Annotated in this window: 12 protein-coding genes; all 12 read right to left on the reverse strand. The window is 41.2% G+C overall.

Going from position 1 to position 15,592, the window contains the following annotated elements; all coding sequences use genetic code 11:
* Position 1: 1 nt before the first annotated feature.
* The 12 genes from icmH to AB4513_RS12295 are packed head-to-tail and all read right to left on the reverse strand — an operon-like array spanning position 2 to position 15,559.
* Positions 2 to 1,204 (reverse strand): type IVB secretion system protein IcmH/DotU, encoded by a 1,203-nt coding sequence (gene icmH / locus AB4513_RS12240; RefSeq protein ID WP_102257293.1) that lies wholly within the window; start codon positions 1,202 to 1,204, stop codon positions 2 to 4.
* On the reverse strand, positions 1,204 to 2,535 hold the full coding sequence (gene tssK, locus AB4513_RS12245; protein WP_102257292.1) for a type VI secretion system baseplate subunit TssK: 1,332 nt from the start codon (positions 2,533 to 2,535) through the stop codon (positions 1,204 to 1,206). Before tssK ends, icmH begins: the two co-directional genes overlap by 1 nt.
* Positions 2,536 to 2,585: 50 nt before the next feature.
* Positions 2,586 to 3,065, reverse strand: coding sequence for a type VI secretion system lipoprotein TssJ (tssJ, locus tag AB4513_RS12250; RefSeq protein ID WP_102257291.1), 480 nt, complete (start codon positions 3,063 to 3,065; stop codon positions 2,586 to 2,588).
* Positions 3,062 to 4,012, reverse strand: a complete 951-nt coding sequence (locus AB4513_RS12255; protein ID WP_102257290.1) for an FHA domain-containing protein — start codon at positions 4,010 to 4,012, stop codon at positions 3,062 to 3,064. The genes tssJ and AB4513_RS12255 overlap by 4 nt, the downstream gene beginning before the upstream one ends.
* A 3-nt stretch (positions 4,013 to 4,015) precedes the next feature.
* Positions 4,016 to 4,744: a transporter substrate-binding domain-containing protein gene (locus tag AB4513_RS12260; RefSeq protein WP_102257289.1), complete on the reverse strand. Its 729-nt coding sequence runs from the start codon at positions 4,742 to 4,744 to the stop codon at positions 4,016 to 4,018.
* Entirely contained in the window at positions 4,731 to 5,729 is a 999-nt protein-coding gene (locus AB4513_RS12265; protein WP_102257288.1) for an ABC transporter substrate-binding protein, read from the reverse strand. Before AB4513_RS12265 ends, AB4513_RS12260 begins: the two co-directional genes overlap by 14 nt.
* On the reverse strand, positions 5,726 to 8,350 hold the full coding sequence (locus tag AB4513_RS12270) for an MFS transporter (protein WP_102257287.1): 2,625 nt from the start codon (positions 8,348 to 8,350) through the stop codon (positions 5,726 to 5,728). The genes AB4513_RS12265 and AB4513_RS12270 overlap by 4 nt, the downstream gene beginning before the upstream one ends.
* Positions 8,351 to 8,360: 10 nt before the next feature.
* Positions 8,361 to 10,973 carry a type VI secretion system ATPase TssH gene (gene tssH, locus AB4513_RS12275; protein WP_102257286.1) on the reverse strand — a complete coding sequence of 871 codons (2,613 nt, stop codon included), beginning with the start codon at positions 10,971 to 10,973 and terminating at the stop codon, positions 8,361 to 8,363.
* Between the two features lie 46 nt (positions 10,974 to 11,019).
* A complete protein-coding gene (locus AB4513_RS12280; RefSeq protein ID WP_102257285.1) occupies positions 11,020 to 11,952 on the reverse strand; it encodes a type VI secretion system baseplate subunit TssG in 933 nt (310 codons plus the stop codon).
* A gap of 46 nt (positions 11,953 to 11,998) precedes the next feature.
* Positions 11,999 to 13,750, reverse strand: a complete 1,752-nt coding sequence (tssF, locus tag AB4513_RS12285) for a type VI secretion system baseplate subunit TssF (protein WP_012603807.1) — start codon at positions 13,748 to 13,750, stop codon at positions 11,999 to 12,001.
* Entirely contained in the window at positions 13,743 to 14,165 is a 423-nt protein-coding gene (gene tssE, locus AB4513_RS12290; RefSeq protein WP_009846604.1) for a type VI secretion system baseplate subunit TssE, read from the reverse strand. The genes tssF and tssE overlap by 8 nt, the downstream gene beginning before the upstream one ends.
* Entirely contained in the window at positions 14,162 to 15,559 is a 1,398-nt protein-coding gene (locus AB4513_RS12295; protein ID WP_009846605.1) for a type VI secretion system contractile sheath large subunit, read from the reverse strand. Before AB4513_RS12295 ends, tssE begins: the two co-directional genes overlap by 4 nt.
* Positions 15,560 to 15,592: the final 33 nt, after the last annotated feature.

The raw sequence follows: 15,592 nt of genomic DNA on the forward strand, positions 1-15,592 counted from the left end.
ATCAGTTTGATTCTTCCTTGTTTAAGTCAGGCGCAGAAGTACGAACAATAATGGCGTTTATTTGGTCGTTTTCTACGTACCATTCTTTGGTACTTCTTGCTTCTTCTTTTGTGTTTGCTCTTAATATCACTCGGTAATATTTTTCATAAGGAGAAGAAATAGGCTGATAAACTGACGGTGACAGGTTATCAATAAAATCGTCAGCGCTTTGCTTGCTAGAGAAAGTCGCAAGTTGCACCAACCAATGTGATGAACTTGGTGTTAACTTGTTGCTTTGCAATACTTCTACAGCATCAACTTTACTTGCGTAACGAGGAAGAGCCGCTAAGTCTTTATCTTCGCTTATAAAGACAATATCTTTTACTTCGCCGGAGACGATGTAACGCTGACTGAAATTAGGCAAATACGTGAAGTCACGAGCTCGTTGAGCATGGGTGTTGGTATACCAGAAATCGGTTAAGCCAATGCTCGTTGCGATTAAACAAAAGAAGAAAAGGCTAGTGATTAAGTAACGTTTACGCCTTGTTGGCTTCCTTACTTCTGGGAGCTTCACTTTGATGCGGCAGTAAACGCCGCTAGTATTGCGATATTGGCTGATGGTTTGCTCTAACTGATAGGTGAATGCTTTCAATTGGTCAGCATTACCTTCACGATATTGGCCTTTGAATCCAATATTTATGAAGAGGTAAACTATCTCTAGAAGGTCAATCAGTTTGTGAGGCTGTCGTGCTGCTTTCTCTGCAACAGAGAAAAACAACTCACCACCATTGCGCATGCCGAAGAGCTCGCTAAGCAGTGTTTTGTTTTCCCAACCGTTTTTTTCTCCCCACTCGGAGTAGATGATGAATTCATCAATGACCACTGCATACAAAAAGCAGAGTTTATCGATAACAGCAATAGGGTAAGTAAGCTCGGTTGCTTGAGCTTTTATGTCGTTTATACCCTGTATCAACTGTTCTCTAAAAATCGCTAAATCTTCAGGTTCAGATAAGGTTGAGAGCTTGAGTGTTTTGGTTAGTAAATCGCTACTGATATTGAATAATTGATTCTCTGCCTTATCAAAGTGTCGCAAAAACTCTTCTTGGGCGCTGGTAGAATGTACAGCGACCAATTTAGAGGCTACCTGATCAGTTTCGTTATCCTTAGAGCCCTTTGTCGCTTTGTCGATGATGAGAGTTTCTTCATCTAAATAATCCATAACCATTATCTCAACGCATATAAAACGACTTCAAGGGTTGGTATACGAGCATCGACATGCAACGCGATGGCATCACGAGTGTCGAGCATATCCAACCAATTTCTATCTTTGGTATCGACTTCAAAATAAGCCACGCCTTGCATTGGCTTGAGTTCACTTGGCGCAATTGGTAAGGGTTTCAAAGAGATACCCGACAGAGAGCTTCTTACTAATTCGACAATTTTATTATTACTGCTTAGCTTCGCGGAAATAGGAAATAGCTCATTGAGCTCTGTGCTACTGATATCAGATTTAACGCTTAGAACGAAACGTCGGTTATAGATGCTACTAGGATCTTTGATCAACGTACGCAGTAACCTACGCTTTTCAAACAGTGATATATCCCATTTGAATTCAATAACAGAGTCTTGTTGAACCAATGTTAGCAAGTTTCTAAGACTAGAAAACAGCGGGTTAAAGTTATCGTATAATTTGTCATACTTTAAGGGCGGACATTCATCAGGAATAGCAGGTGTTAGTGCCATGACCTGAGCCTCAAACTGCTTCAATTTAGAATATAATTCGTGAGTCGGGTATTTGGTGTTGCTGATGGTTAATTCGAACCACGGTAACCATGAGCTCAGAGTTTGAAGCCATAAAAAGTCTTGCATCATAGATTGAGGACTTTTTTGATCTTGTCCTGCTTCAAGACGTTTCAGAAGGTTTTGAGCTCGGTTACTGACGAGTGCGTGAATCTCTTTAACTCGCTCGACAAGCAGAGTAGAAGCTCCGTAATGTAGACATGCGGGAATAAAAGATCTGTCATAGATCACTTCATCTGAATCACTGATTTCTAATATCTTAGCAACAGGAATCAGAGTAAAACCAGATGTGTCTTCACCGGCGAATTTTAGCCCAATATTTAGCTGTGCGACATCGACTTCAACGGTAGAGTTTTCTGATGTTGATGTGTCAAATACATTGATTGATTGGGTGATATAGCGACTTTGTTCCTGCCCATCTTCACAATAATCTTTGTTACCTTGTAAAGAAATCGGTAATGCGAGGTAAACGATGGTTTCTATGGTGCCTTGAGGTATATCGACAACGATTTCTTGCTTAAGGTTGAACTGAGTTCCATCGGGAAATACACCGGAGCAGCTCGGTATAGACAGTTTACCAATCTTCAATAGATCGTGATTAAGTACTAATTCGGTGATGCCATAAAAAGGAGAGAAACCAGCTAATGTCTCTATATTCTGACGAATGTAGTTCTGCACATAGCGATCTTGTTGCTGAAAGTGCTGAGGTGCTATAAACATTCCTTCTTGCCACACTACTTTTTTGAAAGCGTCCACGTAATGTCCTTTTCTATTATTTTTATATATTGGCTTGTGCATTTAAAGATTTACCACCAGCTGGAGTCGGGCTGTATTGAGGCTAACTCCGCTTTCTTACCAGTAATCGTTAACTCTAAAGTTTGCTCAGGATCTGCTGGCATCATTAAAACAGTTTTCGCTGTACTGTTCTGGTAATCGGCGAATTCAATCAATGCGGCAATATATTGAGTGTTCTTGTTAATATCTAACGTCAGTTGTTGCTCTGAGTTGGGCAGCACAATAGGCAGTACTTGTTTTGAAACTAAGTTTGCAGCCAACAACTGTAGGTCATTATTGTACAAATCAATAAAAGGCAATTGTTTAAACAGTTGCTGATCTGTGAGTTGGTAAAGCCTAACGACAACAGGGTTGGCTTGAGCATCATTGTATTGGTTGACCGTCGTATCCGCTTTAACTGTCAGTGAGTATTGGGTGACAACAGGGGCGGGGTCTGACGATGAGCACGCAGTTATCATTAAACAAAGAGACAATAGCATTAAACGTTTCATTCTTGCCTCTCACTTTGCTTTTGCATATTTTCCATAAATAATGCTTTGAACTGACGTCTGAAGTCCCCATTGTCTTGACGGTGTTGGAAGTGCTTTCGATAGATCTTCCAATATTTTTTATCCTTGTTGGAAAAAATGCCGTCACTCACGTATTCGCTAAACTGGTTTTCAAGTTGCTTTGGTGCAAATTCGTTTAGAAACTGGTCTACCGTTTGTTCCAATGCCTCAAAAAGAGCTTTTTGTTGTAGCTGTGGGTTCTGTAAGTATTGTTGGTTTTTTTCCGTCAGTGTGATGAGTTTGTCTATCGACTCTTCAATTCGTGTGTTGTTCTCGGCATTGACAGGAAAATATTCCAACTCAGCAGAGGGCAGGGAGCCTCCTCTGTTGTGAACGACTTCGTCTACTTCAATGTTGGGAACGACTTTATCGCTATCTAAATCTTCAAAGGGGTCTGACGAGAACGGGTCGTCACTCAGAACATTCGTTGAAGAAAAGTTTGAGGCTTTCTTAACTATCGTCACTTCAGGCGTAGTATCCAAAAAGTCTGTGTCATTGTCGTCAAGCTTTAAGTTGAAAGGTTCTATAAAAAGATCATCCTGATTGGTGTTATTCGTAGCATCCACTTTAGGTGCGCTTAACAGGCTAACTAACAGTGTGTAGTGACCTAATTTTATAATATCGCCATCGGAAAGTATGTATTCTTTCTCTCTTATCAATGATTTATCGTTTAACGTAGCACCATTGTTACTAACGTCTTTGATGGCGTACCCGCGTTCAGTGGGGTAGAGCTGGCAGTGAGTTCTTGAGACCCATTTGGTTTGGTCAGGTAGCGCAATATCACATGATGGCGAACGACCTAAGCTTCCGCCATTTTCAGGCAGGTAAACGACTCTAGAGGTAACGACCTCTTCAGCAGGTATAGAAATCATGTGGACACTGATAGACAATGGTTACTCCTTGCACTTGGATATAGCTGAGTTAAAACTATTTAAAAACCCGGAATAGGTTTTAAGGAATCGATTTGAAAAGTAGACCCCCATATTTTTGGTATCTAAGTTCATCGAGTTGAAGTAATCGAGTGGCAATGAAGCCTTCTCAAGTTCTCTTTCAAAGACTAAACCATCTTCTAGAACAACATCAATTTCCCTTTGCTTTAAAAGCTTTAGTAGTACTTTAGCATCTCGTGGCTGCATTACGACGTTAAATCCATTTCGTTTGAGCCAAAACCATTTACTAGAGCCAAATTTTGCAGAAAAATTCAGATTTAATTTTGATAGTTCATTAATATCAGGCTTTACGCCTGGGCCAAAATACCAATTTAAAGTCTGTTGCGCGATTGGTTCTGAGAGTGTTGCATACTCGTCACGTTCAGAGGTTTGGGTCGCAACGAAGAAACCGTGTTGTCCGCCACCATGAACACGTAGTTGTGCGTCAGACCAAGTTGTCATGGTTAACTGATAAGGTTGGCCCATTACACCTAGTGCACACTTAACCTTGTCTAAAGCAATTCCTTGCATCTCGGAATTTTCATAGGTTTGGTAGGGAGGCCAATCTTGCGTCGTGAGCATTAATCGAGATGGTCCAATTTGAACTTTAGCAAAAGTATTCATTGACCAAAAGGTAGCAATGAGCAGAGTTGCCAATGGCAATTTACTTGCAGAGGCTCTAGTTAACATCATTAGAGTGTCCTATTAGCTCAGAGATTTTCAAGATAGATACTGGCGGGTAATAATCGAGCTTATGTGCAGCCTCGATATTAACAATATATGAATATTGGCTTAGTGATTCTATTGGAATGTCCGAAGCTTTTTGGGTTCCTTGTAATATGTTTTTCGCTTTATATCCGGCGAATTGGCCAACATTGTAGTAACGGCTAACAATGCCAAACAGGGCTTTATGGCTTCTTATTGGGCTTTCGGTTGCTGAGAATGTGGGAATACCTTTTGAATGTAGCCTTGATACTACCTCGCCTCCTTGCGCAATGATGTATGAATCAGGCGGCAAATATGCCATATCAACACCTTCTTGTTTCATATTATCAATTGTGAGGCTAATTAGGTTGCTGTTTGACCTAATTTTATCAATATTTAGTGGGTACAAGATAACACGCTTGTTATGAATTTCCGATAACTCAAGCATCTTATTTGCTGTGATAATCGAATTATTTTCTTCGGCGTTATATATCACCCCAATACTTGAAACGTTAGTTAGCTTTTCAATCGCTTTAAATTGTATTTCATGAGGTACGATATGGGATACCCCGGTAAAGTTTCTTTCTTTAGAAAATAAATCAGTTACCAGTTTAGAACCCACAGGGTCGGTGACAATACTGAACACCACGGGTGTAGAGTTAGTCTTTCTAAATTCGCTTGGTTCATTATAAGTACCTAGTAACTCAAGGGTGATAGTAGTACCGAATGAATAAATAAGATCAGCTTTCTTATATTTTAAATCTTTAATATTTTGTTTAAGTTGAGCCTTATCGCTGTTTGCATCGAGAACCGTGAATCGCACATCAACGTGTTGTGATAAATAGTCCATAAAACCTTGCTCTGCATCAGTTACTCCACGCCATAATAAAAGGACAACGTGTTTTTCATCACTTTTGGCAAAGGTGAAGGGAGTCATTAAAATAAAGGTGATAACGAAAACTAAAAATCTCATGATTGAACCCCTAATTTCTGTTTATCGGATTCTAGAAATAATGAAAAGAACAGAATTAGACTGAATGAACTCACGAGTAATGAAACCCCAAATATAAGGATGGTATTATCGTAACCAAAAATGCTCAAACATACGCCTGCTAGCATAGGCCCTGCAATATTACCGATGCGCTCGGTGAGCCTGAAGATACCGATAATTTTCCCTTTTTCAATTCCTTGGCCGGAGAGTAGTTCGATGACCAGTGGTATTTGAGGCGAAACACAAATGCCATGCGCAATGCCGATAATGATGACGATCAGTAACACTCCCAATGTACCTTGGAAGAAGTAGAAGTTGAGTAATGCAAGAGAAGAAAGTAGCCCACCGATAAAAATGAAAGCCATTTTGTTTTTGAGTTTGTCGACTAGAATTGCGCTCAACGGTGAAATGACGATGATTGCAAGACCGTAAGCCATAATTACTCGGCCAGAAACAGAGCTACTTTCGCCCAAGAATTGTAGATAAACCGGGCAAATATAGTAAAGGAAACCAGTAAGTACGATCTTCGCTGGTATCGCACTGAATATCGTGATTAATGCAAAATATTTGTTACTTAACAGTTGTTTGAAATCTTTTAAATTGAGAGGTTTACTTGAGTTAATTGTGCTTGATTTCTCAAAAAACACATAGACAAGTAAGACACTGAGCGTTGCGATCAATCCAGCGAGCATAAACGTCTCTGAGTATCCAAGCTTCTCCGCAAGGATCCCACCAATCGCGGCTCCACATAGAGAGCCAGAGAAAAATGATGACAAGAAAGTCGCCATTCCTTTAGTACGATTAGAATCGTTGGTGGTATCTGACACATAACCCTGTGCGGAAATAAAAACGATACCATAACCAACCGCCGTGAATGCACGCGCTACTAATAAGAATTCGAGGGATTGAACGAAAGCAGTAGCGATTAACCCTATGCTCGTGATCAGCCCTCCTGTCATCAACGAATGTCTTCTGCCTACTTTGTCTGACCAGTATCCCGCAAATGGTAGTGAGATCGCCCAACACAACATGAACAGTGAAATTGGTAGACTAGTCACTAGGTTGTCAGGAATCCAACCCGTTATGTTGTCCAGTGAAGACACGAACCTAGGAAAAAAGGCTAGTGAAGACGCTTCCGAGAGGACCAATAAAAATAGTGGTAAGCGAATGAATCGAAAGTCTTGTTTATCAATATCTTGTGAAGGCTGAGCAGGCTTTAGCTTAATAATTGCTTGGTTAGCTAGATGAAGCAATTTGCCAAACTCGTCGCGAGAAGAAGTTTTTGCCAAGTGATTGACGATATCTCGGTTCACAAGCATGAATACTTTCTTTAATTGGTTCCAAGGTGAAATAATCATGAAGTTACACATGAATAGAATTATTTCGGCGACGACAAGGCAAGATGCGACCAAAACGGTGATCATATCCATGACGCTTTCTTTCAGCATATTCATGATCAAGTTGTTGTCGGTAGTCACCTTCAGCTGCATTGTGTGACTTTGGCTATTACTGTTATTGTGGTTGTCTATATTGTTGTGGTCGTTGCTATTATCGAGGTTGTCGCTATTAAACGTTGATACGCGTATAGACGCGTGTTTAACATTTTCCTCTGGATAGTGATAAGAGCTACCAGACTCCCCGTTAAAAGTAATAGATAGAATCTCACTGTGGTTATCAACGAAGAAAGCAAACTCGTCTTCTAAGCCATGCAGTCTGTTGTCAGGAACGCCTTTATTGAGTAACCCTTTAATCATCTGATTTAGTGAGTCACCAATCAGGGTTGATTTCTGCTCGAGTTTAACTTCATAAATCTGCGAAAACTTGTCCAGAGATTGATAAGAAACACCTAAATTAGCAATAATCGTTAACAGGATAGCAAGAGAAATGATAAACACGGGAAAGTGTTTTGTTTTCAATTTCTCGAACTTGGACATTGAATAGGGAGATTGCAGTGCCTTATGTGCTTGAGCTAAGGTAGGAAGTAAATCGCTAGCTCCATCAGAAGTTTCGATTATCGCAGTTGCACCTTTAACACGGTCTACAATCCCTTCTAACAGATATTTCAATGCTATAAAGGCAAATGCGCAAGACAGCACTATCCATATGACTGAATACAAGAATTGATCCTTTAGCAAGGACGCTTTTTGTTGGTCTAATAGTGACGTAGAGTAGTAGAGCTTTATTTGGCCTTCAACTAAACCGAAAGAATTGGTTATATCAAGTGATAGCTGACGATCGTTTGCTTGGTTGTGTACACCTGTGCCAAATAGTTGTTCACCAGAGGTAGACACCACCATTAATGCAGTAATGCCATCAACAAACTTTAGCCTACGATCTAGGATACCTTGTATGTTCGATATAGCTGAAAGAGGCAGACCTAAACTGATTGCTTGATTGATATCATTATGTGTTTCTTCTAAAACGATTCGATAGGTAGAATCGGAGGTTTCCGTTAGCCTTTTCTCGAAATTGAAATAGTTCAGTGTTGCATTTAACGTGATGGAAAACAGCAAAACCGCCATGATGGCAAACATCAATTTGACCCTAAGTGACAGGCTAAATGATGTCGGATTGGTGGAGGTTTGGCTGGTCTTGCTGTTCATTGGTTAAGGCCTACTTAATAGATAAATCGAAGTCAGCACTGTTGTTCGTTGCACTAACGGTTACTTGAGTAATGGGTTCGCTGCGGCTTAATCGTCCGATACATTCTTCGGCTAATCTTGGCATTAGTGAACGGTTAATAATTTGTTCTACAGCGCGACCGCCAGTGGTTGGATCGGTATTACGGTCGACCACGAACTGAATGAAATTCGCGTCCCAAGTGAATGAAGCCTTATATTGCTCTGCAAGTTTTTTCTTGATTCGATTTAGCGATATTTCTGTGATTTTCGCTAATTCTTCATCGTTAAGTGGGTAGTAGGGAACAATGGTAGTTCGGCCTAAAAATGCAGGTTTAAAGTATTGTTGCAGATCCGGACGTATTGATTCGAGTAGCTTGTCATTATCGATGCGATCGGTAGTCTGAGCACACACATCACAGATAGCTTGGTCGGCAGCGTTCGATGTCATAATAATGATGGTGTTCTTGAAATCGACGGTTCGACCTTCGCTGTCTTTGATATGACCTTTATCGAAGATTTGATAAAACAGATCATGTACACCAGGGTGAGCCTTCTCCATCTCATCCAATAGCAATACAGAATAAGGGTTGCGTCGAATCGCTTCCGTCAATACACCGCCTTCGCCAAAGCCCACGTAACCTGCTGGTGAGCCGAGTAGCATGGAAATTTTATGCTCCTCTTTAAACTCGGTCATGTTAATAACGGTAAGATCGTTGCTTCCTCCGTAAAGTTGCTCCGCAAGTGCCATGGCAGTTTCAGTTTTACCGACACCACTTGGACCACACATTAGGAACACACCAATCGGTTTTCGATTATCCGTTAAACCCGCTCGGGAAATACGAATTGCTTTTGCTAGTTCGTTCTTTGCGACATCTTGTCCTATTACTCGAGTATTAAGTTCATCTTCCAAGGTCAGCAGCTTAGCGATTTCATCGCTCATCATGTTGCCAACCGGGATACCAGTCCAATTCGCAATCACCTGAGCAATAGTGTTATCGTCGACCATGGCATAGACGAGGGGCTCCTCACCTTGTACGTTTGCTAACTCGATACGCAGGCCGTCGAGTTGTTGCTGCTTGTTGGAGTCAACCGCATTTAGCTCTTGTGCTTCAGTTATCTCTTGCTGAATCACTTTAATTTGGTCTACTAATTCAATCTCTTTTTCCCAACGCGTGTAATACGCAGCCAACGTTTGTTGGTTCTCTTCTATCGATAGTGTGAGCTCTTTAATCAACTCAGCGCTGTTGGAGAACAGTGCCTCTTCTTTTTCTAATGCTGATTTTTCGTTTTCTTGATAACGAATCGTCTGCTCTAGTGTTTCCAATACTTCTGGCTTCGCGCCTTGTGTCAGTGCGATTCGTGCACTGGCAGTATCAAGTAGGCTAATGGCTTTGTCTGGCAGTTGGCGACTTGGAAGGTAACGGATCGATAAGTTGACCGCTGCTTCAATCGCGGATTCAGCAATAAAAGCGCCATGGTGAGCTTGCAATGAAGCAGCCACACCACGAAGCATTTGCATCGCATCTTCTGCGTTAGGCTCTTCAATGGTTACAACTTGGAATCGGCGTGTCAGAGCCGGATCTTTTTCGAAGTACTTTTTGTATTCCGCCCATGTTGTCGCAGCGATGGTTTTGAACTCACCACGCGCCAAGGCTGGTTTTAGAAGGTTTGCCGCGTCGTTTTGTCCAGCAGCGCCGCCTGCACCAATAAGGGTGTGAGCTTCATCGATAAATACAATGATGGGTACTTCTGAGCTTTTTACTTCATTGATGACGTCTTTTAAGCGGTTTTCAAACTCACCTTTAACGCTCGCGCCGGCTTGCAGCAAGCCAAGGTCTAAAGAGTGGATCTGTACGCCTTGTAGAGCACTAGGGACTTCATCAGCTGCAATTCTTAACGCTAATCCTTCAACAACAGCGGTTTTACCTACGCCTGGTTCACCGACCATAATCGGGTTGTTTTGGCGCTTACGACACAAGATGTCAATCGCTTTTCTTACTTCTGCATTACGGCCTGAAATTGGGTCGATGTTGCCATCAATAGCCTGCTGAGTAAGGTTTACCGTGTATTTGCTTAGAGCGTCGTTACCCGCGGGGGTACTATCGACAGCGCCATTAGCTGAAGGTGCTGAAGAGTTACGTGCAATAGGAGTTTTCTTGATAAGACCTTGCAGAGACTCAAGTGAAACATTGCTTAATGATTCAAGTTGTAAGGTCGTCACACCTAATACATTTTGCTGCATTAGAGCTTGAATAAGGTGTAGGCTGACGATCTCTCCATGCCCGTAGTTTACTGATGCAATCATCCAAGCGTCTTTGATTAATTCCGTTAAGCCGTGGCTTAACGTCGGTTGACCTTCATTACCTTTTGGGAGCATAGAGATTTTCTTTGTCAATTCACTGACTAAGGCATCTATTGAAAGTTTCTGAGATTCACACAATGTCATGAGCATTGGGTCTTTCTGGGAGATAAGTTGAAGAATCCAGTGTTCAACCTCTATAGCTCCAACACCTTGGTTCATTGCTGAACCAGCAGATGCTTCGAGCGCCTGCTTTAGGGCAGGTGCTAGCTTGCCGACTAAGTTAGTGAGCGTTACTTGTGTCATTGTTTATTCCTTATATTTCTATAATCTACACGAACCATATTGCGAACTATAAAAGCAAAATGTTTACACTTTTATCAGGACTGTGCTGAGGGGCAAGATAATCAATCTCTCCTAGGCGAGCTGCAATAGAAACGTTGCTTGATAAACGGGGTTTGGTTAAATATGAACGCTTAACGTTCAGATAAATGGCAACAGGCGTGTTGTCTTTTAAGTAATGCTGAGTCAAAGACCACATGGATTTCGCTAATTGGTCATCTTGCTGAATTTCTAGGAATTCACTTCTGCTTTTTGGAGTAACAAAAATACTCAAGTTGTTGAAATTAACGAGGCAGGTTCTTCCTACTAAGAAACCTTGTCCTAAACGGCTATTGAAATCCCGATTTTTACCTAGTCGTGTCAATGAATCTGTAGGCAATAGGCGACGTTCAAATGCCTTACATTCGACATCGATTGAGTAAGGAAAAAAATCATTGAGTATCTTTTTTAGCGTTGTAAGGCTACGGCTTTGTTGGCTAAGTAATAGTGAGTATTGCAGGTATTCTTTGTGTTCTTTCCCAAGTGCTGAAAAATGATTCAATAACGCCGCTTTTTTGGAGTTCTGCTCGTTTTCAACGAGTAACCAACGTTGCACATTAGTTCGATAGGTGATTTCAAAGTGGCGTTGATTAAACACATCCAGAAAGTCTTGAAGTGAATGATCGTCGTTGTGTATCGCGCTTAACAACTCTTCATAAATATAATTGGGAATTACCCCTTTTACACCAGAAAGCGCTTCTTTTGCCAATCTCAGCTTTGCCTTGTTTCCCTTTAGCGAAAAGTACTGAATTTCTTGAGGGTTCCCAGTTGGCATTGCCTCAGACTTCAATTGGATCTGTACCTGAGTAGAGCTGTGAGACTGGAGTCGTTCCAATAGTCTCATTGCTTGCGAGAAGTCGTACTTTTCGGGTTGAGTCGTTAGATCTTCGATGAAATGCTTCATATCGGCTTCCTATAGCGATCGATCCAATTGTGCTTATTTTGTGGAGTTACAGGCACAATTGACTACCGTGAATCTTAGGGTATGTTTTTATGAAACCATCTCGCCCATAGAGACGAATCTTAAGTTGAATGTATCTATCAAAACTGCAAAACTGCTGGAAGAAGCGATTCAACACATCGGCAAATGCTAGGTAAGGTGAGGTGGCATCAAGCGTAAGTTCAATCTCGGTTCCGGGCGAGAACACGTTCTTACCCAACACACGAATTGCAGAAACTTGCGAATTGAATGTAATTGAGTGAATCATCTGAATTTCTGTGCTTGATACCTGGTCGCGACTGCACAAACTCAACATATGTTTGAGTTCAGCTACCGGGTTGCTAGATTGCACCAATGATGTGAAGTTGGTGTTCAATAAGCTAATAAATTCCCAGTGGATGTTTTGGTCGATTTCTTTTTTAATCGGCGCAGAGGGCGGGTAAATAGGTGAGAAATCACCGGGTAAATCAATACTCTCTAAGCATTCCAAAGTGCCGATTACACCACAAGCTTGCTTCCCATTAGTACACAGTAACTTGGTACCAAGTAGCTTGCTAAATTCTGTATTTGTCGTGTCCGATAACGAAATCGCTATGCTTACTTCACCAAAGTGATCGTGTTTACTTTGCCAGTAGTCGTAACTTTGGTTATGTGAATACTTTTCTTTAAAAAGTGGAATTAAAGGGACCTCTCCGTTCGGAGTGATTTCATAGACGTTTTGAATTTCAATAATTTCTATATTGTTGTCACTATGAGCGTCGGCATTAACTGGAACGGATAGAGTCCGGTGGTCATATGGGATCGGTTCGCCAGTTTGCTCAAATAAATTAATCGCAGGCACGACATTGAGCTTGAATACGTCTTTATTAAATAGACGAATGAACTCCGATGGCAATGATGACATAAACAAATTAATCACGATTTCAGACTCGTCAAATTTGTTCGCGTGTTCAGCAAAGTTTTTTAGTCTAAAGAACTGTCGCTTCTCTTTGAAAAAGAAGAATTCATTGATCAGTTGATAACCGGTGAATTGATTTCCGTGTTCAGGCAAGAACTTAAACTCGAGATCACTAATTCGATTTTTTAGTTGAAGGTTATCAACGGTCGAGTGTTGGGCACACTCGGAATCGGAAATGGAAATCGACAAGGTATTGTTGAGAAGCAAATCGACGAGAGAGTCAGCATTATTTTCGAAGCCTTTGACGAAGAAATCGAGATCACCTAATTCTAAATGGCTGAAATAAACATCCGGATCACCAGTACTCAGAGATATCTGAACAACCGCGGAGCTTTGGTTAGCTGTTGAAGGTCTGTTGAAACTAAACGGCGCACTCAATGCTCTGGCATTGCTTAAATTAAATGGTGCTATATTGAGTTCGTCAACGGTCTTAAATAGGCACTCGTTTTTCGTGTTTGTACTTGAAAAAAGTGAGCCTTTAGGCAAGCTGCTTGATTCAATAGGACCGTCTTCAGTATGAAGTTCAAGATAAGCAACACTAGGAACAGTTTGAATATAAGAAGGGTAGAGAACACTCAAAATACCTTCGATAACTTCAGGCAACTGTTCAGATAGTTTCTTTTCGACCTTTGCGTTCAATAGTGCTACACCGTCGAGTAAGCGAGCCATGCTAGGGTCTTCGATCTTACCTTGATGGATATTGAGGTTTTCGGCATGAGTAGGGTATTCCTGACCGAACTGACCTAACGAACGGCGCACAAAGGCCAGTTCTTGCTCGAAGTAACGCATAATGGGTTCAGTCATAGCTATCTTCTTCTATAGATGTAGTTAAATCGCTTAGTGCGATTCTTGAATCAAAGATTAGGTCTCGTTCACCATTATTGGTCTTCACTTTAGCTATGATGTTGAACGATAGTGAATTGTCACCTTCTTTACGCTGCTCGAGCTCAACAGATATGTCGTGTAATCGTGGCTCGAAGCTTTTTATCCAAGCCTCGATACGTAAAGTGATCTGAGTGTTTTCTAAAGTTGCACTGAGCAAATGAACATCTTCGATACCAAATTTAAAGTTCGAGCGGTTTACTTCAACGAGCCTATTATCAATTTCTGTTAATGAAGCCTCTGCCTCTAAGAGCTTGGTTAGGTGGAACTTAATATCTTCAATCTCGGCGTCCTGATAGGGCTTTGCATCGCTGATAAAGGTTTTCCAAAAACTCATGATGCTACCTCGTTTAGATCGGTAGTCAGCACAACCTCGCCACTAAAGTAATCAAATTGGTATTGAGGAACGATACGCAGAGTGCAGGCAAAACTGCCAGCTTGAGAATGAGATTCCCTGACACTAACTTTGGCAAAGCTCAATGGATATTTGGACAAGGTTTCTTCATTTGCAAATGAGACATTGCTGGAAAATTTTTCGATCCAGTTTGTTAAAAATAGCTCACATTCGTTGGCACTGTTGAAACTGCCGACCATCTCACGCACTTGCACTTTTAGATAATGGGCAATTCTGCAAGACATTAGCGTAGTCTGAATCTGAGTTAACACTTTGTCATTATCGTTCTGTCCACACTGCCAAATAGAGTTATTGCCATTGAAGTAAAACTTATCGGTTAAAGGGCTTTTGGTTAATGGAATAAAGCCACTTTGCGCGTAAAAATTAGACAGTTGCCCGAATAAGCTAACATCCGCTACTGGCTTTTGCAGGTGGCTGTCAAAATAGTGGCTCGCAGGGAGGTTAATAACAGAGCCTTGCAGCTTGTCATTCCAGCGAGACTTCAGAAAACCGAACCAGTTCACACGATGAAATTCCCGCATGATTGTAGTAGCTAGTACCATATTGGCTAAGCCCCATGAGCCTTTGCCTTGTTCATTATAAACAAAGCCGACTCGTCGATTTTTGTATGCATCACGAAGACGAACCTGAGGTAGCGCCATGCCAATAAAGCGTGAACTTGGTTTACTGCGTAGGTCTTGCCATGCTTTGAAATCAGGACCGGATAGAATTTTATTGATTCGCGTTATATCAGAGAGCCAGTCTGCACCATTTTCACCAAAAAACGTTGGTACTGGAGAGAAAAGCATCGGGCAAAGCGTCGCTTCTCCTAATTTACCTAACAGTTCTACGGTAAATAGGTCGTCATAATTGGCATCAAAATCGATGTCCATCGAGATAGGGTGGCTAAATGTGATGCATCCAAAGGGGTGACCCCCTAAAGTATTTAGCTCGCTATTACCTATCTTGTTATACAAATCGCTGGATTTTGTTGAGTACGCTTGATTGACATCGCTGGATATCTCAGTCCAATTCATATCGAGTAATTTTACATGAGCTCTTTGGTAGCTTATGGGCAAAGATACAAGTTGCTGAAGACTTAACCAGTTGCGTTCTAACTTTTGAAAATCAGGCTCATGAATTATTGCATCGAGCTGTAAACTGAGTGCAGTATCAATCTTCGATATTAGTGTGGATATCAATGAAATCAATGAGGATTTAGAGCGTAAAGAGTGTTGGTCTAGCTCAGATAATAGAGATAAAGCCTCTTTTATAAAGGTATTATCTGTATTATCTAGTTGGTTAAATTTGTTTTGCCATTCCGTATCTAACTTCATAAAAAATTTTGGCCGGATTACTCCGGCCAAATC

The sequence above is a fragment of the Vibrio sp. 10N.222.54.E6 genome, assembly GCF_041473955.1.
Taxonomy (GTDB): Bacteria; Pseudomonadota; Gammaproteobacteria; order Enterobacterales; family Vibrionaceae; genus Vibrio; species Vibrio tasmaniensis_A.

Coding starts and splice junctions, on each gene's coding strand:
- AB4513_RS12280 (WP_102257285.1), bottom strand. CDS start 11,952: ATGAAGCATTTCATCGAAGATCTAACGACTCAACCCGAAAAGTACGAC.
- tssF (WP_012603807.1), bottom strand. CDS start 13,750: ATGACTGAACCCATTATGCGTTACTTCGAGCAAGAACTGGCCTTTGTG.
- icmH (WP_102257293.1), bottom strand. CDS start 1,204: ATGGTTATGGATTATTTAGATGAAGAAACTCTCATCATCGACAAAGCG.
- tssJ (WP_102257291.1), bottom strand. CDS start 3,065: ATGAAACGTTTAATGCTATTGTCTCTTTGTTTAATGATAACTGCGTGC.
- AB4513_RS12295 (WP_009846605.1), bottom strand. CDS start 15,559: ATGAAGTTAGATACGGAATGGCAAAACAAATTTAACCAACTAGATAAT.
- AB4513_RS12260 (WP_102257289.1), bottom strand. CDS start 4,744: ATGATGTTAACTAGAGCCTCTGCAAGTAAATTGCCATTGGCAACTCTG.
- AB4513_RS12265 (WP_102257288.1), bottom strand. CDS start 5,729: ATGAGATTTTTAGTTTTCGTTATCACCTTTATTTTAATGACTCCCTTC.
- tssH (WP_102257286.1), bottom strand. CDS start 10,973: ATGACACAAGTAACGCTCACTAACTTAGTCGGCAAGCTAGCACCTGCC.
- tssE (WP_009846604.1), bottom strand. CDS start 14,165: ATGAGTTTTTGGAAAACCTTTATCAGCGATGCAAAGCCCTATCAGGAC.
- AB4513_RS12270 (WP_102257287.1), bottom strand. CDS start 8,350: ATGAACAGCAAGACCAGCCAAACCTCCACCAATCCGACATCATTTAGC.